This window comes from Clostridium sp., assembly GCF_036781005.1.
Classification (GTDB): domain Bacteria; phylum Bacillota; class Clostridia; order Clostridiales; family Clostridiaceae; genus Clostridium_B.
In genome coordinates this window covers 15442-40097 of sequence record NZ_DAIQBT010000020.1, presented here as the reverse complement: position 1 = coordinate 40097, position 24656 = coordinate 15442, and the positions used below count along the sequence as shown (strand labels likewise).

General features: G+C 32.0%; 34 protein-coding genes. All 34 read right to left on the bottom strand.

Annotated features, from left to right (window positions below; all coding sequences use genetic code 11):
* Positions 1-6: 6 nt before the first annotated feature.
* Positions 7-2760 (bottom strand): transglycosylase SLT domain-containing protein, encoded by a 2754-nt coding sequence (locus tag V7Q02_RS09650; RefSeq protein WP_333860803.1) that lies wholly within the window; start codon positions 2758-2760, stop codon positions 7-9.
* 216 nt (positions 2761-2976) lie between these two features.
* Positions 2977-3372, bottom strand: a complete 396-nt coding sequence (locus V7Q02_RS09645; protein WP_333860802.1) for a hypothetical protein — start codon at positions 3370-3372, stop codon at positions 2977-2979.
* A 28-nt stretch (positions 3373-3400) separates the two neighbouring features.
* A complete protein-coding gene (locus V7Q02_RS09640) occupies positions 3401-3838 on the bottom strand; it encodes a phage tail tube protein (protein ID WP_333860801.1) in 438 nt (145 codons plus the stop codon).
* Between the two features lie 29 nt (positions 3839-3867).
* Complete coding sequence (locus V7Q02_RS09635) at positions 3868-4962, bottom strand: phage tail sheath C-terminal domain-containing protein (protein ID WP_333860800.1); 1095 nt, start codon at positions 4960-4962, stop codon at positions 3868-3870.
* A gap of 18 nt (positions 4963-4980) precedes the next feature.
* Entirely contained in the window at positions 4981-5424 is a 444-nt protein-coding gene (locus V7Q02_RS09630; protein ID WP_333860799.1) for a phage tail terminator family protein, read from the bottom strand.
* A gap of 4 nt (positions 5425-5428) precedes the next feature.
* The gene (locus tag V7Q02_RS09625) at positions 5429-5860 is read right to left on the bottom strand and encodes an HK97 gp10 family phage protein (protein WP_333860798.1); all 432 of its coding nucleotides are present in this window, start codon (positions 5858-5860) and stop codon (positions 5429-5431) included.
* 20 nt (positions 5861-5880) lie between these two features.
* On the bottom strand, positions 5881-6237 hold the full coding sequence (locus tag V7Q02_RS09620) for a head-tail adaptor protein (protein WP_333860797.1): 357 nt from the start codon (positions 6235-6237) through the stop codon (positions 5881-5883).
* 2 nt (positions 6238-6239) lie between these two features.
* Positions 6240-6530 (bottom strand): head-tail connector protein, encoded by a 291-nt coding sequence (locus V7Q02_RS09615; protein WP_333860796.1) that lies wholly within the window; start codon positions 6528-6530, stop codon positions 6240-6242.
* Between the two features lie 45 nt (positions 6531-6575).
* A complete protein-coding gene (locus V7Q02_RS09610; RefSeq protein ID WP_333860795.1) occupies positions 6576-7817 on the bottom strand; it encodes a phage major capsid protein in 1242 nt (413 codons plus the stop codon).
* Positions 7810-8010, bottom strand: coding sequence for a hypothetical protein (locus V7Q02_RS09605; protein WP_333860794.1), 201 nt, complete (start codon positions 8008-8010; stop codon positions 7810-7812). Before V7Q02_RS09605 ends, V7Q02_RS09610 begins: the two co-directional genes overlap by 8 nt.
* Before the next feature lie 29 nt (positions 8011-8039).
* Positions 8040-8945 carry a head maturation protease, ClpP-related gene (locus tag V7Q02_RS09600; RefSeq protein WP_333860793.1) on the bottom strand — a complete coding sequence of 302 codons (906 nt, stop codon included), beginning with the start codon at positions 8943-8945 and terminating at the stop codon, positions 8040-8042.
* The gene (locus V7Q02_RS09595) at positions 8938-10215 is read right to left on the bottom strand and encodes a phage portal protein (RefSeq protein ID WP_333860792.1); all 1278 of its coding nucleotides are present in this window, start codon (positions 10213-10215) and stop codon (positions 8938-8940) included. Before V7Q02_RS09595 ends, V7Q02_RS09600 begins: the two co-directional genes overlap by 8 nt.
* Positions 10212-10391, bottom strand: a complete 180-nt coding sequence (locus V7Q02_RS09590) for a hypothetical protein (RefSeq protein ID WP_333860791.1) — start codon at positions 10389-10391, stop codon at positions 10212-10214. The genes V7Q02_RS09595 and V7Q02_RS09590 overlap by 4 nt, the downstream gene beginning before the upstream one ends.
* A gap of 4 nt (positions 10392-10395) precedes the next feature.
* A complete protein-coding gene (locus tag V7Q02_RS09585; protein ID WP_333860790.1) occupies positions 10396-12156 on the bottom strand; it encodes a terminase large subunit in 1761 nt (586 codons plus the stop codon).
* The gene (locus V7Q02_RS09580; RefSeq protein WP_333860789.1) at positions 12149-12655 is read right to left on the bottom strand and encodes a phage terminase small subunit P27 family; all 507 of its coding nucleotides are present in this window, start codon (positions 12653-12655) and stop codon (positions 12149-12151) included. Before V7Q02_RS09580 ends, V7Q02_RS09585 begins: the two co-directional genes overlap by 8 nt.
* A 194-nt stretch (positions 12656-12849) precedes the next feature.
* Positions 12850-13131 carry a hypothetical protein gene (locus V7Q02_RS09575; protein WP_333860788.1) on the bottom strand — a complete coding sequence of 94 codons (282 nt, stop codon included), beginning with the start codon at positions 13129-13131 and terminating at the stop codon, positions 12850-12852.
* Between the two features lie 334 nt (positions 13132-13465).
* Positions 13466-14041 (bottom strand): tyrosine-type recombinase/integrase, encoded by a 576-nt coding sequence (locus V7Q02_RS09570; protein ID WP_333860787.1) that lies wholly within the window; start codon positions 14039-14041, stop codon positions 13466-13468.
* A 153-nt stretch (positions 14042-14194) separates the two neighbouring features.
* Entirely contained in the window at positions 14195-14722 is a 528-nt protein-coding gene (locus V7Q02_RS09565; RefSeq protein ID WP_333860786.1) for a flavodoxin domain-containing protein, read from the bottom strand.
* A gap of 262 nt (positions 14723-14984) precedes the next feature.
* A complete protein-coding gene (locus V7Q02_RS09560; protein ID WP_333860785.1) occupies positions 14985-15308 on the bottom strand; it encodes a hypothetical protein in 324 nt (107 codons plus the stop codon).
* Between the two features lie 39 nt (positions 15309-15347).
* Complete coding sequence (locus tag V7Q02_RS09555; RefSeq protein ID WP_333860822.1) at positions 15348-15791, bottom strand: helix-turn-helix transcriptional regulator; 444 nt, start codon at positions 15789-15791, stop codon at positions 15348-15350.
* 103 nt (positions 15792-15894) lie between these two features.
* Entirely contained in the window at positions 15895-16269 is a 375-nt protein-coding gene (locus tag V7Q02_RS09550; protein ID WP_333860784.1) for a hypothetical protein, read from the bottom strand.
* Positions 16270-16340: 71 nt separating this feature from the next.
* A complete protein-coding gene (locus tag V7Q02_RS09545; protein WP_333860783.1) occupies positions 16341-16508 on the bottom strand; it encodes a hypothetical protein in 168 nt (55 codons plus the stop codon).
* The gene (locus V7Q02_RS09540) at positions 16495-16743 is read right to left on the bottom strand and encodes a helix-turn-helix domain-containing protein (RefSeq protein WP_333860782.1); all 249 of its coding nucleotides are present in this window, start codon (positions 16741-16743) and stop codon (positions 16495-16497) included. Before V7Q02_RS09540 ends, V7Q02_RS09545 begins: the two co-directional genes overlap by 14 nt.
* Positions 16744-17287: 544 nt before the next feature.
* The gene (locus V7Q02_RS09535) at positions 17288-17977 is read right to left on the bottom strand and encodes an MBL fold metallo-hydrolase (RefSeq protein WP_333860781.1); all 690 of its coding nucleotides are present in this window, start codon (positions 17975-17977) and stop codon (positions 17288-17290) included.
* On the bottom strand, positions 17955-18167 hold the full coding sequence (locus V7Q02_RS09530; RefSeq protein ID WP_333860780.1) for a hypothetical protein: 213 nt from the start codon (positions 18165-18167) through the stop codon (positions 17955-17957). The genes V7Q02_RS09535 and V7Q02_RS09530 overlap by 23 nt, the downstream gene beginning before the upstream one ends.
* A gap of 2 nt (positions 18168-18169) precedes the next feature.
* A complete protein-coding gene (locus V7Q02_RS09525) occupies positions 18170-18580 on the bottom strand; it encodes a YopX family protein (protein WP_333860779.1) in 411 nt (136 codons plus the stop codon).
* A 364-nt stretch (positions 18581-18944) separates the two neighbouring features.
* Entirely contained in the window at positions 18945-19838 is an 894-nt protein-coding gene (locus V7Q02_RS09520) for an alpha/beta fold hydrolase (protein ID WP_333860778.1), read from the bottom strand.
* Positions 19839-19983: 145 nt separating this feature from the next.
* Complete coding sequence (locus tag V7Q02_RS09515) at positions 19984-20565, bottom strand: L-2-amino-thiazoline-4-carboxylic acid hydrolase (protein ID WP_333860777.1); 582 nt, start codon at positions 20563-20565, stop codon at positions 19984-19986.
* Between the two features lie 376 nt (positions 20566-20941).
* A complete protein-coding gene (locus tag V7Q02_RS09510) occupies positions 20942-21655 on the bottom strand; it encodes a flavodoxin family protein (protein ID WP_333860776.1) in 714 nt (237 codons plus the stop codon).
* A gap of 212 nt (positions 21656-21867) precedes the next feature.
* The gene (locus tag V7Q02_RS09505; protein WP_333860775.1) at positions 21868-22431 is read right to left on the bottom strand and encodes a hypothetical protein; all 564 of its coding nucleotides are present in this window, start codon (positions 22429-22431) and stop codon (positions 21868-21870) included.
* 14 nt (positions 22432-22445) lie between these two features.
* Positions 22446-22646, bottom strand: coding sequence for a hypothetical protein (locus tag V7Q02_RS09500; RefSeq protein ID WP_333860774.1), 201 nt, complete (start codon positions 22644-22646; stop codon positions 22446-22448).
* 18 nt (positions 22647-22664) lie between these two features.
* Positions 22665-23066 carry a single-stranded DNA-binding protein gene (locus V7Q02_RS09495; protein ID WP_333860773.1) on the bottom strand — a complete coding sequence of 134 codons (402 nt, stop codon included), beginning with the start codon at positions 23064-23066 and terminating at the stop codon, positions 22665-22667.
* 15 nt (positions 23067-23081) lie between these two features.
* Positions 23082-23282 (bottom strand): hypothetical protein, encoded by a 201-nt coding sequence (locus V7Q02_RS09490; RefSeq protein ID WP_333860772.1) that lies wholly within the window; start codon positions 23280-23282, stop codon positions 23082-23084.
* Positions 23275-24654, bottom strand: coding sequence for a replicative DNA helicase (dnaB, locus tag V7Q02_RS09485; protein WP_333860771.1), 1380 nt, complete (start codon positions 24652-24654; stop codon positions 23275-23277). The genes V7Q02_RS09490 and dnaB overlap by 8 nt, the downstream gene beginning before the upstream one ends.
* Positions 24655-24656 lie beyond the last annotated feature (2 nt).

Here is a 24656-nt window from a genome sequence, read left to right as displayed (position 1 = left end):
CACCTTCTACATATTTTCATATGCTAATTTAACTTTATTCGCAACTATATCACCTATTTCATTTGCATATTCTTCATTCCCTAATACATTTCCCTGTATTAGTACATATACCTTCAAGTCTCCTTTACCCCCAAACAGCTTCTTTGTATCAGTGGCATTTATAACCTTTTCTCCACCCTGGTAGTTCCTATAGTGTCTGCCAAATACAATTTCTGCTCCATATTCACTTGTTTCCCTTACTCCTTTACCAGCAAAACTTGTACCTGTTGCATACCCCATATAGCTCCCGCCACTTGTAAATAAAGGTGTATTGTAAACACTGCCATATCTTTTTTTTATATACATTATAGCTGCCGCAATATTGTGTATTGGATTTTTTATATCATTCAAATTTTTAAATTGATATTCTCTGAATGTAGAAGGCAGCATTTGCATTAATCCTGTTGCGTACTCATTCCCCACGGGAATATTATTAACCAAATTAGGATCACCTGTGCCTAATTTCCCAGGATCTCCAGACTCATAACTTGCTAATTTTAGCATCCCATTTAACCAGCTGCCATCAGTCCCAGTTATATTTAATGCTTGCCTTATCCAATCCGTTATATTGCCAGTAACCTCACTTCCAGTGCCGCTTATATTATTTACCCATTTATTTACAAATCCAGTAATTCCACCAGTCCAGCTACTTATCCAATTCTTTATATCTGTACCCTTCATGCCTTTTATTAGCCCTTTAACTAAATAACTACCTATATTCATAAACACTACACTCGGAGATTTTATTCCAAAAAACTCTTTTACTTTCTTTACAATGGACTCCGCTAGTTGTTTTGCTCCTTCTACTGCGTCATTTATGGTATTTACAATACCATTTTTTAGATTATGAACCATTTCTATGCCCCAGTTTAGAGCCTTATTAGGTAAATTTACAAAGAAACTGATAAAACTATTGAATTTTTCTGCAATCCACTCTCCTATACCAGAGATAATACTCCATGCACCATTTTTAAACCATTCAAAAGTATTCACTGCACTATTCCAAAATCGTCCTGGTAATCCTTCAAACCATAAAACAGTTTGATTGAAACTAAAAGCAATATCAGCACCTATTTTCTTAAACCAGGCAGATATTTGCCCCCAGTGCTGATAAATCAACAAAGGAATTCCAATAACCGGAGCTATAAATGTCAAAATAACAGGTCCCCATTTGAAAAAGAAAGATTTAAGCCAATTAAACAGTCCAGCAAAAAATGTTTTTATGGGAGCCCAATTTTTTACTATTAAATAAGCTCCCCCGGCAATTAAAGCAACTACTCCTATAAATATTAAAGCCTGTGGCGGTAGTTTAAATATTGTTTTAAATATTGCCCCAACCTTGGTAAGTCCAGTTAACCCTTGGGTTGCATTTTTTACTTTCTGTATGGTGCTAAGAAGTTTAATTATTTCTGTTGTTCCCTTTAATGCAGCCAAACCTCCTATTATTCCAGAAAACACTGCTTTTGTTGCATCTGGATGTGCAGAAGCTATATTAATTACACTAGTAATACTATCTATAACAACCTTTAAAGCATAGCTGGTATCATTTATAAGTTTTGTATTTTTACCACCAAACATATTTTTAAAAAAATCTGTAATTCCCATGTTTTTAGAAAATTTTGTTATACTATTCCACAAACCTTCTAAATTGGGTTTTATATTATTTATTATTTTTCCTATGCTTGTAAATCCATTTACTATTATATCTCCAAAACGACCTATACCACCATTTGTAAAACTGCCCATCATTGTTGTTAAAAATGGTAAAACTTTTACGCCTATTGTTTTTCCCAATTCTTGTAATTGTCCTTGTGCAACTCTCATCTGGTTAGCAAAACTATCTTTAGTCTTGTAGAAATCCCCATCCACATCTTTTAAAAGTTGTCTTAATAGACCTAACCGTGCCTGTACTTTTTCCGCCTGTGTTAAATCTACACTGCTCCCATCACTTTCAGATTCCGTTGGTTGAGTCCCTTTTATTACTTTTTGTAATGCCTCAGCTTTTTGTCTGGCTTCCAAAGATGTTTGACCATACTTTTTAATGGCCTGGTTATATTTTGCCTGTGCCACTTCTACATCTAAAGCAGTTTTACTAGCTTCTTTCATTTTACTAGTTCCTGTACCAATTCCATTAGCCATAGCATAGGCTTGTACTGCTGTGTCCGATATATCATATCCTAAAGCCTTCATAGGTTCGCTTTCGCCAGATATTGCAGCCCTTATCTTTTCAAAAGATTCGTCCAGAGATAAATTTCTAAATGATGCCAGATCTCCAACATATCCAGATAAAGTTTCAGACCATTTAACCAAATCCTGCCCAGATTGCCCTGCACTTTTTAACATAGCTCCAAATGTAGATGCAAAATTCTTGGCCTGCAGCTCATTTTCTCCGTATTTCTCCAATGCAGTTTTAGACCATTGGTTTATTTGTTTGTTCATATCACCAAATGTCGTGTCAACTACATTTTGAACTTCTGTCAAATCGCTAGCAAGTTCAATGCTTTTTTTGCCCATTTCTACAAGTCCAATTCCACCAGCTAACATAGATGCCTTACCTAATATTCCCTCAAAACTGCTTACAGCTTTTTCTCTAAACTTAACTACACTATTTTGTGCATGTAGAACTTCGTTTTGAAAACTTCTGGTATTTCTATTTACATTTAATATAGTGTTGCTAAAATTATCTTTAAGTGTAAGAATGCTGGCTATTATTCTTCCCAAATTCTCACCAACTTTCTTTTTAAAAAAAGAGAGAATAAACTTATTTTTTATCCTCTCCAAACATTGCTTTCAATTTTTCATTTTCATCTTTATAAAAACGCTCCATTGATTTAAAATACATTATCTTATCCATTTCTGTGGCATTTACTAGATCCTCTAACCTTTGTCCTTTAGTAATTAAAAAAGCTATACATTGCAGCCATGGATCTTTATCAATTACTTTTTTACGGTTTCAGTTACCTTCTTAGGGCTTCTAGCTTCAGATATGGCTTCTCCTACATTCATAATATCTATGTCATAAAACAGAAAATCTATTATATCATAAGGCTCTACTATCCCATATGCTTTATGCAATTCTTTATCATGCAGCATTTTACAAGTGTCATAACATAATTTCTTATACATCTGTTTGACACCTTTACTATTCCTTGTTTCCATCTCATCACTATATTCCAAAAGTTCATCAAAGGTTGGAATTTCAAAAACTAATTCCCCTTCTATCTTTTCCACATATATACTTTTATTAAATCTCTTATTGTCATTTTTTTGTAACTTTTTATTTATCAAGTCCTGCAAAGTCACTTTTACTTGCTTTTTATTTGTATCTACCATAATAATTTTCTCCCTCAATTAATATTTTTTATTGTATTTCTACTTTAGGTATTCTATCTAGATATTCAAAATCAGTAGCTGTATATGGGAATTCCTGTTCTACAGTACCAGAAGCCTCTAAATTAAATAAGTTCAATTCGCTTATATCCACCCCATAAAGGGCTATTCTTTCTACTCCGCCCCCTGGTGCAGCTTGTTTAACTATAATTTTACTGTCAAGTTCCTCATTTGCCTTTATTGCATCTGCCACTTTTCCGGCTAAATAAGTATCTACTTTCTTTACCGTTATGCTCCCCTCAATCTTATAGCCTTTCGACCTTCTATATGTCTTAGAGTCACCTACAAATTTTTCTTCCTCTGTTTCCTTAGTCAACTTCCCTGAAGCTTTTGTGCAAGTTGCCAAAGGATCAGTATCTATCCAAATAGTCGCATCATTTGAACTTATCACCAAATTACCTTTATTCAATATAACATCACCTCACTTCACAATTTAATCTAAGCCATTTTTATGTTAAAGGATAAATCCGTCATGCTCTGTAATATTTTTATATTTCCTGCTAAGAACAATTGTCTCTTATACGCCATGGATTTTACCTTCGCCTCATTCCAGTCTTTAGCATCAGGGTTTATCGCTATCCATGCATCTTTTTGTGCTACAGTATCTATATAACTTGTATTATCATAATTACTGTCTAAAATTTCAGAATCAGAATTTGCTAAATTTTTAAAGTATACATTAACTGAACTAATGAATAACATTTGATTATCGGTTTTATTCCTGTATTTACCTATAAATTCATTTTTATAGGTTTTTCGTATGTCATCCAGAATCAAATCTTGGGTTTCTATTATTTCTATATATTTAAAATCTTCTGTTTTATCTGTTTCCAGTGTAGTTAAACTATTTATTCCTGCTCCAATTCTTACTTTACCTTCATCGTTTTTCAACATAAATTTTCCTGCTTGCAAGGCTGTATTTATATCAGCATCTGACATGGCGGTTACACTTGTTAAATTAGTCATTTCAAGCCACGTACTGCCTTTTACTACATTACAGCCAGCCAGAAATCCTAAAAGGCTGCTTATAAATTTATCTCCTGTCTGCTGACCCCTGCCATCACTAAATATAACCTTATCTGTACCCAAATTAACCACAGCCTCACTATCTGGTGCCTCACTGGGATTATAAACTACGCCTTTTATAGTTTTCTTTAATATCCTTTGCTGCTTAATCCATGTTGACAATTCTCCTTGTTCCTCTGGAGTTCCCTCTGCAATACCTATCCAGCCTGTACTATATCCAGAAGCCACAGCTAAAGCATCTGCTAATGTAGCAGTTGTGTCTATTCTTATTACAGTGACTTTATTAGGCAACCCCACCATTGTATCTTTTATATATTGCAAGTTACTCGGCATATATTTTTCAACATCTGCAGTAACATCTGTAATAATGGAATAATCTCTTGTATTAAATGTTTTATCTGTATCATCTTTTAAAATTAATAAAACATTACCCCTTTCACTTCTTTCCACAAAGCTAGAAGCTAATTGTTTGAATGTTATATCAATATTTGGCAACTGTACGCTCATATTGAATTTCCTCACTTTTTAATTTGTTTTAATATTTACACATAACTCTTCCATCATTTCATATTCCGATGTGTCTTCTATTTCTTGTAAATAATAAAGCTCTAATTTAAGTTGTAATACCCCATCAACCACAACAAACTCTAAAGGATTGTCTGTTACCAAATAGATATAAAAATCTTCAGTAACAGACAATCCTTTTAAAAATAAGTTATTAAGTTTTTCTTGAACATCCAATAATTCAATTCGATTATTATTAGGGTCTGTAGGGAAATAATAAATCCTTACAGTTAAGTTGTTCTGTTTGCATATACTATTAAGCTGTATACTGTCATTCTGTTCCAAATCCACATAAAAACTAGGTCTTATAATCTTCTCCCTGATATTTTTATTGGCAATTTTAACAGTAAAATTTGTTTCGAGGAGTTTATTAATGGCATTTATTACATCTTTTATTGTTACCATTCACTCATAGCCCCTTCTCTCTTATCATTTCATCTATAAATGTTTCGCAATTGTCATAGTATTTACTCTTAAATCCCTCTTGTGCTTTTCCAAATGGATGAAAGCCGGGCACAAAACCTTTTCCGACTTCATTACCATTTTTATCTATTTGCAAATGTCCATATTCTAACAAATGTGCATGTGGACTAGAATTTATTGCCCTACACGCCATACTCCCATTATATTTATAAACTTTTCCACTCTTAAAACCGCTATAGTAGTTACCCGTTTCCTCTAATATGCCCAATTCTTTTGCCTTATTCTTTGTAGCTGTTTTAAGCTGATTGGCATTTTTTTTTAAAAACTTTTTACTTTCTTTAGGCAACGTTTCCTGCGCTAAATCTAACATATCTCTGATAAACTCATCCAAACCAGTTAAATTAAATCCATCTGACACAAATATCCCTCCATTTTTCTTTACTCATATTTCACTTTGCATAAGATTTCCCAAAATTCATTATTCTTATAATCCTTTTGGAAATATTCAATATCATATCTTAAACCGTCATTATCCATAAAATACATATCTATAGATAGGTTTTTTATGCTAAGTTTTCTACATCTAATTTTATGTGTTACTTCTGCATACTCTGTATCATTTTGACCTTTACTTATACTTCCTGTAACACTTGTGGGAATTACCTGACAAAATACAGATTTAATTTTATTGTACGTATATTCTATTTCTCTAAGTTCATTTTCACTTTCTGTTTTTCCATAGAGGTCTAATTTATTTCTTAAATCACCTGCATTCAATTCATCACCAACTTCCAATATTAATACGAAGTATCTAAATCACAATATTTAAGTTGTGCAATAAGTGCCTGTAATCCATATTCAAGTTTCTTTGAAATACTACCTATCAAAACTGGCCCTCTATTTTCATACCACTCGTTTATTAGCATTTTTATCGCCAACTTGGCTATCTCATCATTTTCATTTAAAATACATCCAGCATTAATAAGGTATTTTTCGGCCGCATCTAGCAAAGATTGTATATCTTCATCTTCATCCTCATAATCAACTCTAAGATACTTTTTAGCTTCACCTAAATTTAATATACTCATATTAATTATCCCTCCTTAAAAGCAAAAGAGAGAATAATCCCTCTATTACCCTGCACTAACTTCACCTTTCTTAACTAAGACAAACCCATTAGGGTCAAGTATTTTACCATCTGCTACAAGAATACCTTTGTCCACTATCTCGTTTTTATCATGGTCTGTATATCTAACCATTGTAAGTTGCATGTTTGAGTTTATAGCATAGTTATTCATATTGCCATATATTGCAACAACGTCTCCTACTGCTGCATCATCATAATTTGCTATTATGTCATCCTCAACCTCAACAACTGGCTTTCCTCCAAACCTTTCCTGTGGTCCTTCTGTTATACCGTAATTAACCCTACCTATAGGCTGCCCATTCTTGTCTACCATTCCATCAACATATCCTTCAAATGTACCTGAAGCCATATAGAATGAAGCACCACCCTTATAAGATAGTGGCATTTTGGCAAATACTTTCTTTTTCCATGCACTCCAATCTATAAATTCATCAGGTGTAAGAGTGACAATCTGTTCTGCAGGAATTCTATCATCTACTGTAATTCCTTTTGGCTGTCCTGACCCTGTTCCTTTTATAATTGCTATATCAAGAGCTTTTACAAATGCTTCAGCAAGTAAACTTACAAGAGTGCTTTCAAACATCTGCAAAGTTACTGTTTCAGCTAATAATGATGTTGATATTTTACATTCCAATCCATAATAATTAAAAGTAACATTAGCGTTAATCTGAATCTTCTGTCTATCTGAAGGAGTAGTCTCTCCAATCCATGATGCCGTTGGCTTGAGGGTAAGTATAGGTACTTGTACCCCGCCCTTGATTGCTAGTTTCCTTACGGCTGCATATATCTGGCCATAACTTTGTACCTTCTGGATTACCTCCTGAAGAATCGTAGTTGGTATAACCGCGGATGCATCTCCTGTTGTAGTTACGGCATCTGCATTTTTTATAATAGGTTTTGTGAATTCATTCTGTAGTATAGATGCCACTTCTCCATTTACGCAAAAATTCTTAAATGCCTCCCTATACTCCAAACTTGATAGAGTATCTTCAAATCCTGTCTTTTTCTTGGGTATATTCAAAGGTTCAGTCACCTGTTTTCCTTCATCATTAAATTGTTTTCCTACATCTAAAGCTTTCTGTGTTTCAATTTTAGCCTTTATATTGTCAATTTCCTTAGTGGAATTATTAAGTTCTTCTGCGGTCACGTCATCTTTGTTTATCAAAGCTTGTGCCTTATCCTGTGCTGCTCTCAATTTATCATAGAGTTCTCTTAGTTCCTTACTCATTTACTATCATCCCTTTCATTTTCATGGTTTTATCTAAAATCAAAATTGACTCTATCGGTATTTTCCCTTTTACTTGGCTAGATATTTTTTCTTTCAAATCAGAAATTTGTTCTTTCTCTAGTTCAAAGTTAACTTCAATTACCAGAATATCTTTATTTTTATTAAACTTAATCATATTATATTGGCTACACATTATAACTCCTTTCTACAAAATAAAAAGCCCTAAAGTTTACACTTTAAAGCTAACTTTGCTTTTAACTGCTTAATTTTTTCATCATATTCTGGTTCTACTTTAGGTTCTGATTGTTTTACTAATGAATTTTCCAGCTTATCAAGTCTATCAGTGATTTTATCAAATTTTCCATTAATCTTTTCTAATATATTCTTTATACCTTCAGGAACTTCATTACCACTTTCAGGATTTTGTTTATTTTTCATTTTCTCAATTTCCATAAGCTTTTTCATGGAACTATTGGCACAATTTTGAATGGATAGCCTATTGAAGCAAAAGTTCATAGCCTTATTTTGAGGTTCACCATCATCTTTTTTATCTGCATATAACATTTCATCTGCAAAACCATTCTTTATGGCGGTATTTACATCCATCCAAGTTTCATCATCCATCATTTCACTTATTTTATTTCTAGATCTACCAGACTTTAATTGGTATGCGTTAACAATAGATTCTTTCACAGAATCAAGTACATCTGCCTGTTTTCTCATATCACTTGCGTATCCATATATTGAACTTAACGGGTTGTGTATCATAAGGATTGCAACTGGTGACATCATTACCTTGTCTCCTGCCATTGCTATAACACTTGCTGCTGACATTGCTTTACCATCAATTTTAGTAGTTATTTTACCGTTATGATTTTTCAGAGCATTATAAATACCTGCTGCAGCAAATACCTCTCCACCATAACTGTCAATCCAAACCGTTATATCTTTACCATCATATTGTTTCAGTTCATCTCTAAAAACATTGGGGCTTGCACAATCAAATCCTAGCCACTCATATATCCAGACATCATCATCACTTACTATGTCACCCTGTATTCTAAGCTCGACTTCTTCATTTTGGCTATCATCTGTTTTGTTAGTTATAAACTTCCAAAACTTACTCATTGTTATCACCACCTTTATTGTATTGTTTGCCTACCATAGTAAGAGGAATATAATTTCCGTTTACTATCAGTTGGTCTCCACCTTCCTTTGGAGAATCTTCTTCTAATTTTCTGCACTCATTAGGAGTCTTAATCCCATTTTGTATAGCAGTTGCATAGGTTTCTATTCTACTTTTTGTATCCCCTCTAAGCATTACATCAGCACTAAACTTCGAATAAAACCCTTGTTTTATCTCTGACGTTGTAAAAATCTTATAAGTAGATTCCTGCTCATACATTGTGAGTATAGCCATCATAGTATCACTATAGAATTCTCTATTTGCTTCACTTGTACTGGAGTAAGAACTTTTTACAAGTTCATTTAACTGGTGCAGTTTAATTCCAAAGGCTGCACTGATTTGTTGTGCACTGTATTTTGTATTTTCTAAAAACTGTGCATCAGTTAACTTTAATGCAAGGGGTTGGAATGTATATCCAATAGGCAACAAACTTACCCTATTGACATTTTTAAGTCCATTAGACATTTGCTCAAATTTATTTCTAAATGTATTTTCAGCTTCTTGACTTAAATCCCCTATATAATTTATAATTCCTGCAGTTTGCATACCATTTTGTATACTATTTTTAAGAAATTCAACAGCCGAACCACTGGTATTTATAGCACCTTGCAATATTTGTATAGGACTAATACCCACTATTCCATCAGTTGTAAGGCTCTTAAAATGCATCAGATCATAACTTTGCAGCTTATGTCTCACCCCTGCATTATCTGTATAAACATACCAAATGGTATTTTTAGAACTTAAAAGCCCTGCATTATCCACCCATATTTCCATTTTAGTAGGATCTAATGGATAAAAACCTTGTATTTTACCTATATCTCTTCCATGTTCTATAAAATCAATCCATACATAGGAATTCCCATATATATTTCTAAGGGTTTCAACACACTTCCAAAAATCAGATGCACTCATATAAGGATTAGGTCTTAATTTCAAAAGAGGATATAAATAATGTTCGGTAGCTTTATTTATACCATTACTGTCCTGATATATCTTACATGGAAGCTTTCCCATTGTTTCAGAGAGTATTTTAATACAGGTATAAGTTATTACCTCATTTAAAGCATTCTTTCCACTTAAATTTAAATCTCCTGGAGCAATCCCTAAATACTGTATAAACTGTTTCATGTCAATAGGTATCTGCATACCATCACCACTTAACACTGTCTGGTTTCTTATCCTGTTTCTATATGCATTTCTAAAAATCATTTATTCACTTCCTTCGGATATTTTGCAAAATATATCCCAAGACTCAATAACACAATTCCCAGGGCATAAATCCCAATAATTTTAGACACTAAAAAAGTGGCTCCAATTATTGTTAATAAACCACTTATTATTAAAATATCTTCTATATAATTTTTAATTAGCTTTATTATTTTCATTGCATCAACCCCATAACTTATTTAGCGTATCCTCTGTAGTATATTTTGTAACATTCAACTTATATTCTCTTAATTCAGCCAGATACATTTCATGGGCAAATATTGCACTTGCTGGAGGGTCTATTCTTTTAAACTTACCCTTTTTCTTAAGTTTTATTTCTCCAAAGCTATTTGTATCCACCTCACAATTATCCAAAGACCATGTAAAGAGTTTATTTCCATCATGTACAATTTGCTGTACCTTGATTAAATCTCTAAAACTCACAGTAGCATTATCAAGCTTTGCACAACTCTGTGGTACTTTGACACACTCCCAACCACGCTTTTCCATTTCTGCTACAAAGAAATTGGCATAATGCTGGTCATATCCAAGCTTTCCACGTTTCAAATCATATTTTTGAACCATATCCTCAATGTGGTTGACCATTTCCATATAATCTATAATCAGGCCATCATTTGCGGTAGTTTTAGTAAGCCATCCTTTTTCAATCCATGAGTTATATGGTACATTATCGGTTTTAGATTTTTCTTTGACCACCATTTCCGGTATATAAGAGTGACTAAATACTGCATACTTTAGTACATCTTTATTATTTTTTTCATCAAACTCACTGAATTGAAATTCAAATGAATCGGATGTTAAATCACCAGTTTTAGATAAATCTGCTCCAATATTCACTCTGCAACCTCTAAAGTCTTCAAAGGATATTTCTCTTTGACATTTTTTCCAGTATTCAATATCAATGTATTTATCTTCACCAGCTGAAACATAGATATTACAATTTTTAGTAAGAAAATCAACCTTCTTACTTTCATCACTTGAATTTTTAGCAAGCACCATAAGCTCCCTTATACTTTCAATACCTTCTTTATATGTTGCCGCCACCGGATTAGCTTTAATCCAGTTAGTTTCATCATATGGCTCATCTTCTTTTTCAAGTTCACATATCATGACATAATATCTATCATTATCTATGGTTCCATCAAGTATACTACAGCAATCTTTATATTCATAGTAACAAGGTGTTTCCTCATAATCCACCCCTGCAGTAGTTATAATAACAAGTAATGGCTCCTGCCTTGAAATCATACCTGATTTCATAACATCATACATCTTGCTATCCGGGTGTGCATGGTATTCATCTATTATTGCCATCTGTGGGTTTTTACCATCTCCAGTTTTTCCAGCCTTTTGAGAAAGATGTTTTATAAAACTACTACTTTTTTTATGTCTAATTTCTCTCTGGACTATTTTAAATCTTTTCTTAAGTGCTTTAGAGAGCATTAAATCAACTTCATCAAATACAATTTTAGCCTGTTCTCTTTCCACCCCTAAAGTATAGATTTCTGCAGCATTATGTCCTTTAGCCCCACATTCATATGCAGCCATGCCAGCTTCAAGCTGACTCTTACTATTTTTTCTGCCCACCTGAATAAAAGCAAATCTAAATCTTCTATAGCCAGTATCTTTACATTTCCACGCTTCAATATTACATACGTTGAATTTTTGCCAGCTGTTCAAAACAATAGGTTTACCTTCAAGTACTCCCTTACTATGTTTACAATGTGAATACCACTTTATAATCCTTTGTGCCTCCCATTCATCCCAATAATAGCTCCAGGTATCAGTTTCCATTTTCTTGAGGTCATTTAAAAATCTTTGACAAGCTTGTTTATGCCTTTTACAGGCCAGTATTTTTCCAGTCAATATATCATTAGAATAGTCAATAAGTTCCTCAAGAACTGTATTGTATTTTTTAGACATCAGGAAAATCCTCATTTAGATTTTCTTCATCATCATCCAGTTCAGGAGTATTGGCCTGAATAATTTTAAGCCTTGCCGCCGGAGACAATCCAAAGTCACTTGAATACTTTTTAAAAATCTCAGCATATCTGATTTGTGTTTTTACAAGTGGATTTTCTTTTTGAGTAATTCCTGAATTATTGATCTCATCAACCCTGAGCATTTCTGTATGAAGTGCAATAGTACATCTAATATATTTATCCATGGAATCTGCAGTTATTGCCAGTCCATAAATATCTACATTTACAAGTATGTCAATTGCTTTAAGCTCCTTAACAATATCTTTAAAAATTTTCTTTCCTACTTTCCCAAGCCATGTTGGAGGGCGAATTTTATTACTCTGCAATTTCTCAAGTATCTTTTCCTGTTCCTGTCTTTTTTCAATTTCATCCTTAGTTAAATGACTTCTATTTCCATTTTCTAAGATAGCCTTTACAGACATATTTTTTCTTCCAGGCATTTTAAATTACCTCCAAAATTTTATTTCTGCATAGATTCTAATAGTGCTTGCACTTTCATGTGAATCTAAAATTCCAAGCCTTAAAAACTTCAAAAAACGAGAATTATTTATATGGAGGGGGGCATGCGGTCTTACAACAATGGTTTAAAATTTTTTTCATCCCCCTACCACAAATAAATATGCAATTTCAATTATTAAAACTTGCATTTATTAATTATCTCCTTCAATAATTCTTGAGTCCCTTTCTTGTTTTTATTATACATAGCACCTATCTTGTTATGACTTGCATCACTTACTGGAAATATATTGCTAACAGTAAGTCTTAAGCTCCAATCTTCTTTTAACTCTATTATGTGATGTCCTGTTGAAGCAGGAACAATTTTATTTTCTATAAAGTAAGCAAACAGATCTAATCCTTTATAATGTTTTATCACATAATCTCTAAGGGCTATCCATTCCTTTGAATGATAAAACAAAGTATATTGTTTATCTCTTTTATGTCTTATCTTAATATCATATCTTCTATTATTATCAGTCCTAAGTTGTTCATGTAGTTTCCTATGTTCCTCACAATACTTTTCATTACCTGGAATAATCTTATGACAATCACTAAAATTACATATCTTTTTAGGCGTTATATCACCCCCGAGTTTTACTCACAGTTTTACTTAATATATAGTGTGTTAAACTTATTTAACCTTTGTATTTAGTGCCTCTATGCCTTATATTTAGAGGGCTTATAAAGCATCCATATCATACAGCAATTTTATGAGTTTAACCTATACTCACTATGTCAAATACAAGCTGTATTTAAACACCAAAGTTCATATCATCTAAAGCTTTATCCAATGCCTGTTGTTCTACTCCTATGTATCTAAGAGTAATAAATTGGCTGCTATGATTAAATAATCTTTGAAGTAGAGCTATATCCTTTGTCTTCTTATAATACAAATAACCAAAGGTCTTCCTTAGGCTATGGCACCCTAAATCCTCTATACCAAGCATACCACCTATCTCTATTATTATTTGATAAGCTCTTTGCCTTGTTATGGGTTTGTTACCATGTTCCCCATGTTGTCTTGACTTAATTAAATACTCATAGGCTTCTTTACCTTTGCAATAATTCTTCAAACAATCTCTAACTTCTGGATTCAATTTGATACGTTTGAACTTATTTGTCTTACCTTCACGCAATACTAAATACTTTTTAATATTACCTTTCTTATCCTGTATATCTCCAATTTTAAGTTTAAGTATATCTGATATTCTTAAACCTGTATGAAATCCAAGCTCAAGCATAACATAATCTCTTTCGTTATTTTGTTTCGCATATCTTAATATTTGCTGCACCTTATTTATATTTTTTATAGGTTCAACTACATTCATACCACCACCTCATATTCTTAAAATAAAAAAGCCTTAATCCTTTTTTAATTCATCCAGGATAAGACTTTTTATTTTGCCATAACTTTAATACTTATGAAACTTTTCCTTTATTTTTTCTAGTGAAAAATATCTGTTTTATTTACCTAATATATTTTACGAATTAATATAAGTTATTATTTTATATATATTCTTCTTATCTGTAAAATCTATTGGCTTATCATATATAGCAAGCATACCTATTTCATCAGCTGACAACTCTTTTTGCTTTTTACTTTTTATTTTCCATTTCAATAGTGTCATAAGAAATTTATCAAAAGGATTTAGTTTTTTATAATTAAAGCCTCCTCTTAAATAAAAGAATTTGATATATTTTTGCTCATCTACTGTAAAGTTTTTATTTATAATTTGATTTATATCATTATCTCTTGAAGGTGATGCTCCTGTTGCAAAAACCACTAACCTTTTATCTTTAAGTTTGTTAATGTTCTTTTTAATTAGTTTTACTCCAATAATACCTACAGCATATAAACTTCCACCATAAACTACAGTATCATATTTATTCAACATATTAATATTAACCTTTGATGCATCAAAAATGTCTGCTGATAACTCTTCTGCAATCCACTCAGCATATTTCTTTGTAAAACCTGTTTTAGACTTATATATTACTATTGTTTTCATTGTTCACCTCTTTATATACAATGCACACTAAATTACTGTTCTGTCACAACTTCTTATAATTTCACAACAATTTATAAATAAATGATACCATTATATATCATAGACTACTATCTCTTAGCGTAGATTAATTATAAAATATTTATTCATTTTATGTATTATAACGGGTTTCATGGTAAATATTATCAAAAATTCACTCTCCTCTCATAATTGAAGCAATGCTTTTTACTAATTGTTTTGTGAATATAGGGTAATAGATATTAGTTTACTTTACCTGCCTTATAGCTCCCTTATGCCTTTTATAAAAAGAAGTTTCCATAAGTTCTTTATAATCAATAAAATTACCTGATTTAAATTCTTTTAATTTATCTGTATAGTTCTTATCCATAGATATCCTAACCAAATTTTCAACAAAATAAGGATTCTTAGGAAGTCTTTTTTCTAAAGCCAAATCTATAAGCATCCTTGCAACTCCTATATTTTTCACATGCGTATGGCCTTCTTTAAATATCTTTTCAGTATTTATAATTATGAAATCTCTACATACTGGAATTACTATAAAATTTTCTTTCTTATAAATCTCATTCAATTTAATCACTTCCTTTGCAACAAAATGAGCACCAGTAACTTAAAACCAGTGCTCTAAAAGGGGATGTTCTATTTTATTAATTTCTTTTTCATTTGCCAATCTCCTTGGAGTATCCCATGTTGTTACAGGGGCAACGTCTTTATTTATTACTATATCTCCATTAGGATTCGTCTTATATATAGATCTATTCTTTTTTATAAATGCACTATCGCCTATATATTTATTTGCCTCATAGTTAATAGCTTTTAAGGCTTCTCGCCTATATGCCAAAGCAGTTCTATGTTCACATCTTAAATGATTAAAATTTCTCTGAATACATTTTTTAACAGTGTCTTTTTTAACATTTAGCTTTCTAGCAATCTCAGCGTCTGTTAGACCCTCTAAATATAAGCTTTTAACCTTTTCTTTATTTAATGCCATTAAATTACCATCCTCTAAAAAAATGTATAGTTCACCCAAACCATAAAAGGGGACATCCTTCATTTCTATCAAATTCCATATATTCTTCTATATTAAATATTATAATCCATATATTCTAATATGGAGTGCCATTAAAGGGACATTAAAGGGACAAAAAAGTGCCATTTTATAATCCTAATCCTATACTCATTTTTTTTAATGCTATCTTTTTAATCCTTTTACACTGTCTTTCTGATTTATAAACTTTATAAGTAAATTCATAATAGTATAATCCATCTATACATTTATACGTTACAATCTCTCTTTCAACTTTATTTAATGCAGCTAAAGCTCTATCTATCTGCTCTATTTTTCTTTGCATATTTTTTATTCTGCTATTTAACAAATCTAATGTAATTTTTTTCGAATCATCCATTTCAGAGATATCATTATTCAAAACTTTTTGTTCCTCTTTTAAGCTCTCAATACCTGCTTTCGTGCTTTTATAATTAAATAGCCATCTTTCAGCTTCCATTGCCTTATCAAATTCGCTATTATCCATATCCATACCTCCAAACAAAAATGAAAAGGGCACCATTCCATCTGGAATAGTACCTCCTTAGTAGGTCAGTCCTATACTTTCTCTTTATATTTATTCATTAAATTAATGCTTAAATCTCCATTTGTATGTTTTATGTTTATTTCAAAAAAATTCAAATCTCCAGCTTTTTCAGCCGAATCTATTAAATTATCTACCACAACATTTATTTTGTCTTTTAATTTTTTCTTACTTATTCCCATTCTTACTACTCAACTCCTCTATGACTTTATATAAAGTAGGTTTGCTAATGTCAAACATTTTACATAATTCTTTTATAGAAGTTTTTCTTTGCTGATATAAGCTATAAATGGCACCTTTTTTAGTTGCATCTAACTTAGGCCTCCTACCGCCCTTTCTACCTCTAGCCCTAGCAGCAACCAATCCCTCTTTTGTTCTTTGTGAAATTAAATCTCCGTTTCTTAATTTATCCAACAATTTATTTAATTCAGGTCTATCTGCTTTTGTACCTGTAATTTTTTCTTGTACTATTTCCTCTACACCTGCTGCAATTATTTTTTATAATTATAGTGTAAACTAAATGCTCCATTCTGTATATTTATTTACTTAGTTTTATTTACCATATTAATTTACCTCACAAATGACTTAAACATACAAGTATTTATTTTTTTTAATTTAAGTAAATTAAATAGTCGTTTTATTTACCTTTTTGAGATGGTAGATTTACCACTCCCTCTTTCTCGAACTAAATATACTATTTTATCCAATTCTTTCACCCTTTTCCCTATCAATAACCTAATCTTATTAACTGTTCCATCCACTCACCTTCTTTAAATTCCCAGCATATTAATTAAAATTCTGCACATCATATTTTTATAAGGTTATATCAATATATTAGATTAATAATATCTAACCTTATGTGTAAACTAGATACTATGCTTATATATTGTATATTTCTCTTTATACCGGGGATGGATAATCCCCGGTGTTTAGGTTTGCCTGAAAATTTTGAAATTACACCTCAATTTATCTCAACAACATTAAACCCCTCATCTTTTGCTTTTTTAATTAAATCCTTACAATCAAGATGCATACAATATATTTTATTTCTTTTATGCTTTGGAATAGTTTCACATAATACCCTTAATGACGTATGAACATTCCCTTCGTAATCTGCCAAACAGGTATCTTGATAAAATTCATCAATTTTATATTCGTTAATAACATTTGAAACATTTTTACAATCGCCACTATACCAAATCAATTTATCTTTTATATATAGTAAATAACCAAAACAATTCAATGTTTCTATATGTTCTACTTTTATTGGTATAATATTACCAAATTCACTAAAGGTATTTGTATCAACATCTACATAATTGGATTTATAGTCCTGACCTTGCATATGTCCTTGTATTTTCAACAAATCATACAAATCACTATTAGGAAAATACACATTGCATACTATTTGCCTCATATAGTATGCATAATAAATCAGACTACTTAAACTACCTACATGGTCTGAATCAAGATGAGTGATTAACACATGTACCTCTTTAATATCATCTAATAGGTTTTTACTAACTATTCTTTCAAAAATGTTTTCCCCACAATCCAGTAATATTAATTTGGTATCTTCTCTTATATAAGCCGAATTATTCCCTTCTTTTATATTAAATACCGAACCTCTACCTAAAAAATTTAATATCATAATCTTTACACCCCTCATGCTTATTTTGCCTTTTTTTTAACTCCTCATACCCTTTTCTATATTCCTCATAACTTTTGTTACGTTTCTTCTTAAAATTATTTGCAATTATGAAGAAAACCACTATCCCAACTATGCTCAACAAAACCCATGCTCCCAAAAACACATAACCTAATCTTATTAAATCAGTCATCTTTATTCCTCCAATAACTCTGGATTTTCGTATATGTTTCCTATAACCTCTAGGCCTTTTACTGTCCCGATATTAAAACAAGGATATGATGTTAAACTTTTGTCTAAAGGTTCAAAAATGTAACTTCCTATATCATTATTCCATTTAACAGCAAAATACTTGTCTTTAAATCTCTTTCTTTGCTCTTTTACGATATCACCCTCGTACACCTCTTTACCGTTCTTATCTTTGAGTCCGGTAAATTGTCCAATGCTTTCTGAATATACTTCGTATTTCTCAATGGAGGAATCCTTAACATCGATTTTGCCTGTACGTATATAGTGTAAATTAACTCCTGGAACAATCCATATATAGCCATACATCCATTTTTTGCATAATATCGAAAATCCTCTAAACTTAATCTCTCTTTTCATCTACTCACCTTCTTTAAATTTCCAGTATAATAAATCTAACTTTGGACATACTGTTTACTAGGGCAATTTCAATTATTATATTTTATTCTCCATGTTAGTTTTTACTTTCCGATAATTACTTCTTATGTTATACCAGGGATTTAAATATCCCTGGTACTTGGTTTTATTACAAAGTCTTTGAATTACGACGTAAAAAACACTGTAAAATTCAAATTTGAATAATACAGTGTTTTAATAAATCGTTCATCTTTTCAGTTGTTACGTTAAAAAAGAAGAATGTGAAATAACTTAACTACAAATTGAAATTCGCAATAATATCAATCTATTTTCTGTGCACATAATAAACATAGTTGCATCTATCCCATCAACATGAACGAGACATGTTGTTTACTTGACTAGCAATAGCTTCGACTATGCATTTCCATGTTCCCTTAGGCATATCATGTCCCATTCCTTCAATCAAAAGTAATTTAGCATTAGGTATTGTGCGTGCTGTATCTTCTCCTGCTTCAACAGGAAACAATGTGTCTTCGGTTCCATGAATTACCAGTGTTGGAATTGTCAATAATGAAAGGTGTTGCCTCCTATCCCCATTAGCAACCAACGCTGCATTTTGGCGTACAGCTCCTTGTGGATAATAAGAACGATCATAGCTTTCTTCACAATACCGCCTTGCACGTTCTTCTTCAAAAGGGAATCCCTTACTCCAAACATTATTCCACATACGTAAAGTATAATCGATATATGCATCCCGTTCAGTTGGAGGTGTTGCTGTAACAATCGCCAATGTTTCTGGTGATATTTGTGGATTATTTGGATTACCTGTAGATGACATAATAGAAATTAAACTACATATACGCGAAGGGTGCCTATAGGCAAAAACCTGAGCAATCATGCCTCCCATAGAAGCACCACAGATGTGAGCCTTCTTTATATCCAACGCATCTAACAAGCCAGCCACATCATCAGCCATATCTTCCAATGTATATGGTGTCTTAATTGGTTTTCCCTCTTGTGCTGCCTGGTATATTCTTTCCATATCAGGAATACCAGCCGCATCGAATTTTGTAGACAATCCCACATCGCGGTTGTCAAAGCGTATAACTTGTAAATTTTCCTTTGCAAGCATTTCACAAAAATCTAGTTCCCAAAAATTTAGCTGAGCACCATTTCCTGCAATAAGTACTATTGTAGGATTTGTCTTCTTTCCAAAAATTTCATATTCGATTTGTATTTCATTTGCCTTTACCTGTGCCATAACATATATCCCCCCTTAATACTTCTATATTGATACCGTCTAAATAAGCAATTATTAATTCACAATATCTTACCATTATTCAAATATCTTAGATTTACGATTGATAAACTATATAAGAAAAATACGTATTAATTAGTCTACAGACTTATACTTCGTTTCTTTTCTTTTTATTTAAAAAGCAAAAATCACAACATTTATTCCCTGTACCCAACGTTCCTGTTCGAATAAACTTTACTTTTTTCATTGAACCATAAATTACATGGTCTACATCACAAAAAATTTTGCAAAGTTCAGGAGAATCATTCTCTACACACGCATCATACCAGAGACATTTTGTTATGTTATATTCTACTGATGTGCTGTCATTTTTCATCACTTCCGTTACCCAATTATCACTCTTATTAACTGTACTAGCCATTATCTTTCTAAACATATAAAAGTATCCAGGTATGAATTCAAGCATTGAATACTGTTTATTCAATTTCGGTCCTACAATAGTAAGCATGTACTTTTCAAGCGTATCATACGCTTTTTTCTGTTCACCTAATTCCTCTTGTAATACCTTATATAATGAAATCTTTGGAAGAATTGTTTTGGTCAATGTTATCATCTGATTATTACTTTTTCCTGTCGTCAACTCAAGTATTGTCTGTAATTTTCTCTGTTGTAAATCATAAATTTTATTGCCTAAACTCTGACCAAATTCTTTTATCAAAAATTGTTGCATAATAATTCCTTCTCCTCTTTAACAATTATTAAATAATCACTATTTCGCCTTAATTTACTACTTTGACTTTAATAGTAGTAATTATATCATAATTTGCATGATAAAAGATGATTATTCTTCCAATAAATGTGAAGAAATTCTACTTTTTAACACCGTATTATTCGATTCTCAAAGAACATTATTCGTATTTTTATTTTCAATAGTTTCGTCGCATTATTTTTGTTTTACCACATAAAAATACCGTAAAATTCTAGTTTTTGAATAATACGGTACCCTTATGAATTCTCATTTTAATTCCTGTATAACCGGTACAAGTTGATATAAATCATGAAGCAAATCTGGCAATCCAAGTTAACATTTCCCAACTATTTTAAACCTATTTTTTCAACATATTATTAACATATTTCTTTGCTTCTTCAATGTAAATTTCATCAGGAATAAACTTCCGTTCCAATAATTTCTTTGTCTCCTCCGATAATCTCATATCAGTAATAATTTCTTTTCCGGCCCTTTCCAGAGCTTGCAAATAGTTAGAAACTACAAGACGTACTTCTTCTATTTGGGTATTCAAGAGAGCACCTTGCGAAGCATATATTTCAGCAATCACTTCAGTGTTCATATTGCGTGCAACCCTTTTAATCCAGTGGGATATTACTTGAAAATGAGATCTTTCTGGATAACCACAGTTGGATATCATAATTAATTTAGGTGATAAGCTTGTTGTTAAATGCCGGCACTCCCCATTTTTATCTTTCTCCCAATAAGGACTAATTGTCACCATTAATCGGTCCATAAAGGCTTTTAACCTACTGGATATATTATCAACATAAATTGGAGTAGCCAATATACAAATATCTAATCCTTCCATAAGAGATAGTATTTCAGTCATATCATCTTTAATTACGCATTCTCCTAAACCATTGAACCAACATACCTTGCAAGCCTTACAATACTTAATCTCCTTTTCAGCTAAAAAAATGTTTAAGGTTTCTGCACCTGCTGCTTGAGCTCCTTTAAAAAATGCACTTACCATTTTGTCAGTATTACCAAATTTACCTTTATGACTTCCATTGATAGCTACAATTTTCATTTTAAATACCTCCCCTACCTTATAGTCCACAAGCAATTATATCAAAAATTTCTATTATTTTGCAGTCTTATAATTCAGGAAGATATATGGTATAATATTTATACAAAATAATTAGTATCATTTCAAAATACCGTATTATTCAATTTTCAAAGAGCTCTCTTGTTTTTTATTTAAGTCACATTAATTTCACTTCACGTGCTTCATATTTAAGTTCACCTAATTAGGTTGGCACTTAAGTATTTTTTCTTTTCCTCATGCCATAGTAAATCAATTGGGCTTTTACAATCCTTGCAATAAACTTCCTTCAAATCCCCCATTACATAGAAGTACGCTGAAGTTCCGCAATTAGGACATGAATACTGTGCAGGTTTTAAATCCGTTATAGGTAATAAAGACTGACAGTTTTTACAACTCAAATTTCTATTAACATATAAAAGTTTTCCATCCCTAACATGCATTAAAGGTGTTGCTATGTTCCCACATTCAGGACACTTTACCATAACTAATGTACGTGGAATGTTTTCATTGCTAGTATTCTGGATGGATTCTTTCTTATGTGTTTCAGTGTTTTCTGTTATATGCTCTAAAGCTACTCTTTCTATAGCTTTCTGAATATCACTATGGGGTATTGTTTTATCTATTTTTTTACCTTTACTCTCACCTACAGCTTTATCCATAAGTATAGTTGTTAATTGTCTAAATACTTCTACAGCATTTATCCCCTGTAAATCTACGCTGGTACGTGCTTGCTTTTCTAAAATTACTGACACTCTCATTTTTAACCCTCCAATTATTTCCTACTCGCATTAAAATTCACCTCTGCACAAACCTCACAGCCCCTATCAACCTCTTTTCCTTTCTCCGCATATACAAAACCACCGTCTAGAATCTCAACTCTATAACCTTTTCTAAGATACTTTTTAGTCAGTCCTATCTTTTGTTTAAAATTGCCATATCTAATACATACAATCATTGATAATGAATACCCCATATTTGCACCCCCTAAAGCCTAAAACGGAATATCCCCCTCATCCACTGGAGTAACATCATCAGGTAAATCATAATTATCTTCTTTCTGCTGCCCCGATTTTTTACCCCAATCCAAAAACTGCACTTCATCAGCAACAACTTCTGTTACATACTTCCTAGTACCATCCTTAGCTTCATAATTCCTGGTTTGTATCCTGCCACTTACACCTATAAGTCTTCCTTTGCCCATATAATTAGCCGTAGATTCTGCCTGTTTACCCCATATAACTATTGGAATAAAGTCTGCCTCCCTGCTGCCATCTTCTTTTCTCATTCTCCTATCAACTGCCACTGTAATTCTTGTAACTGCTTTTCCTTTACCTGGGGTAAACCTCAAATCAGGGTCTTTAGTTAGTCGGCCTATTAAAACTACTTTATTCATGCCATACCTCCCCCTTTAGATCAACATTGCTTGTTGATATCTCCATCCCCTGCTTTCCAGTACAGAAGCTTTTTTAGCTTTTTCTTCCCATGCCTGAGATATATTTTTAAGTACATCTTCCTTGTGTTCCTGTTTGGTAATTTTTGAAATCTCCTCAATATTGCCATCTCTAAAATAAAGACTTATTATATTCTCAATCCAAACTTCATTATCCAATCTTCATTACCTCCTGCTTTGCTTCTACCTTTTTCTTATCTTCGAATATCTTAGGATTGAAACCACCATCAGGAGTATAATCTAGTTGTCCAAACTTTTGGTATTGCCCTAACCAAGCAAGCTTAACAGTACCCACCTTGCCATTTCTACTTTTTCCAAATATACACTCAGCAATATTTTTTTCTTCTGTTTCCTTGTTGTAATATTCGTCCCGGTATAAAAACATAACTATATCTGCATCCTGCTCTATACTTCCTGATTCCCTTAAATCGGAAAGCATTGGCCTATGGTTTGTCCTTGTTTCTGGTGCCCTGCTTAGCTGAGACAGAGCAATAACAGGTACATCCAAATCCTTTGCTATTTGCTTTAATCCCCGACTTATTTTGCTTATTTCCTGTGTTCTATTCTCTCCCCTGCTGGTTATAAGCTGTAAATAATCTACAATTATCAAATCCAACCCGTGCTGTAACTTGATTCTTTTGGATTTTGCTTTTATCTCTGAAACACCTAAAGCTCCTGTATCATCTATAAATAATTTATTATTAGATAACGGTCCTGTAGTTTTTCCAATGCTTTCCCAATCCCCAGAATCTAAATTTCCTGTATTAATTTTAAGTAAATCTATATGTGTTTGACTTGCTAATACCTTTCTTGCTATTTGTTCTTTAGACATTTCCAGGCTAAATATAGCAACTGTCTTTGTTTTAGATACATTTGTAGCAATATTAACCGCCAATGTGGTTTTACCCATACTTGGCCTGGCTGCCACTATAATTAAATCTTGTTTTTGCAATCCTCCAGTCATACGGTTTAAATCTCTAAAACCTGTATCTATTCCAGTAACACCTTTTTTCAAATCCTTATTTTTACATGTATCCTCTATGTGAGTTACGGTAGATTCCAATATTTTATTAAAACTTTCAATTCTATTTTCTTTATTAAGATTAATTTTAAATAGTTGTTCTTCTATTTCATCAATTAAGCTCTGTGAAGTTTCAACATCTTGGAATGATTTTTCTTTAAGCGTTTCACATAATTTTATAATTTTACGTTTATTAGATTTTTCTTTGATGATTGTTGAATATTCTTTAACATTAAAATTCACTATACTTCCAGCTAGTTCAGAGATGTAAGTTATTCCACCAGCTTTAGGCAAAATATCTCCAAGTTCTTCTGCCAAGGTAACTAAGTCTATTCTAATGTTACTTTTAAACATTTTTTCCATAGTACTAAAAATATATTTATGTGATTCTTTATAAAAGTCATTAGCCTTTACAACCCCTACAGCATCCAATATACTTTCTGGATTATTGAGTATTGCTCCCAATAACTCCGTTTCAGCTTTTATATTACTAGGTAAAGTCTGCATCATTA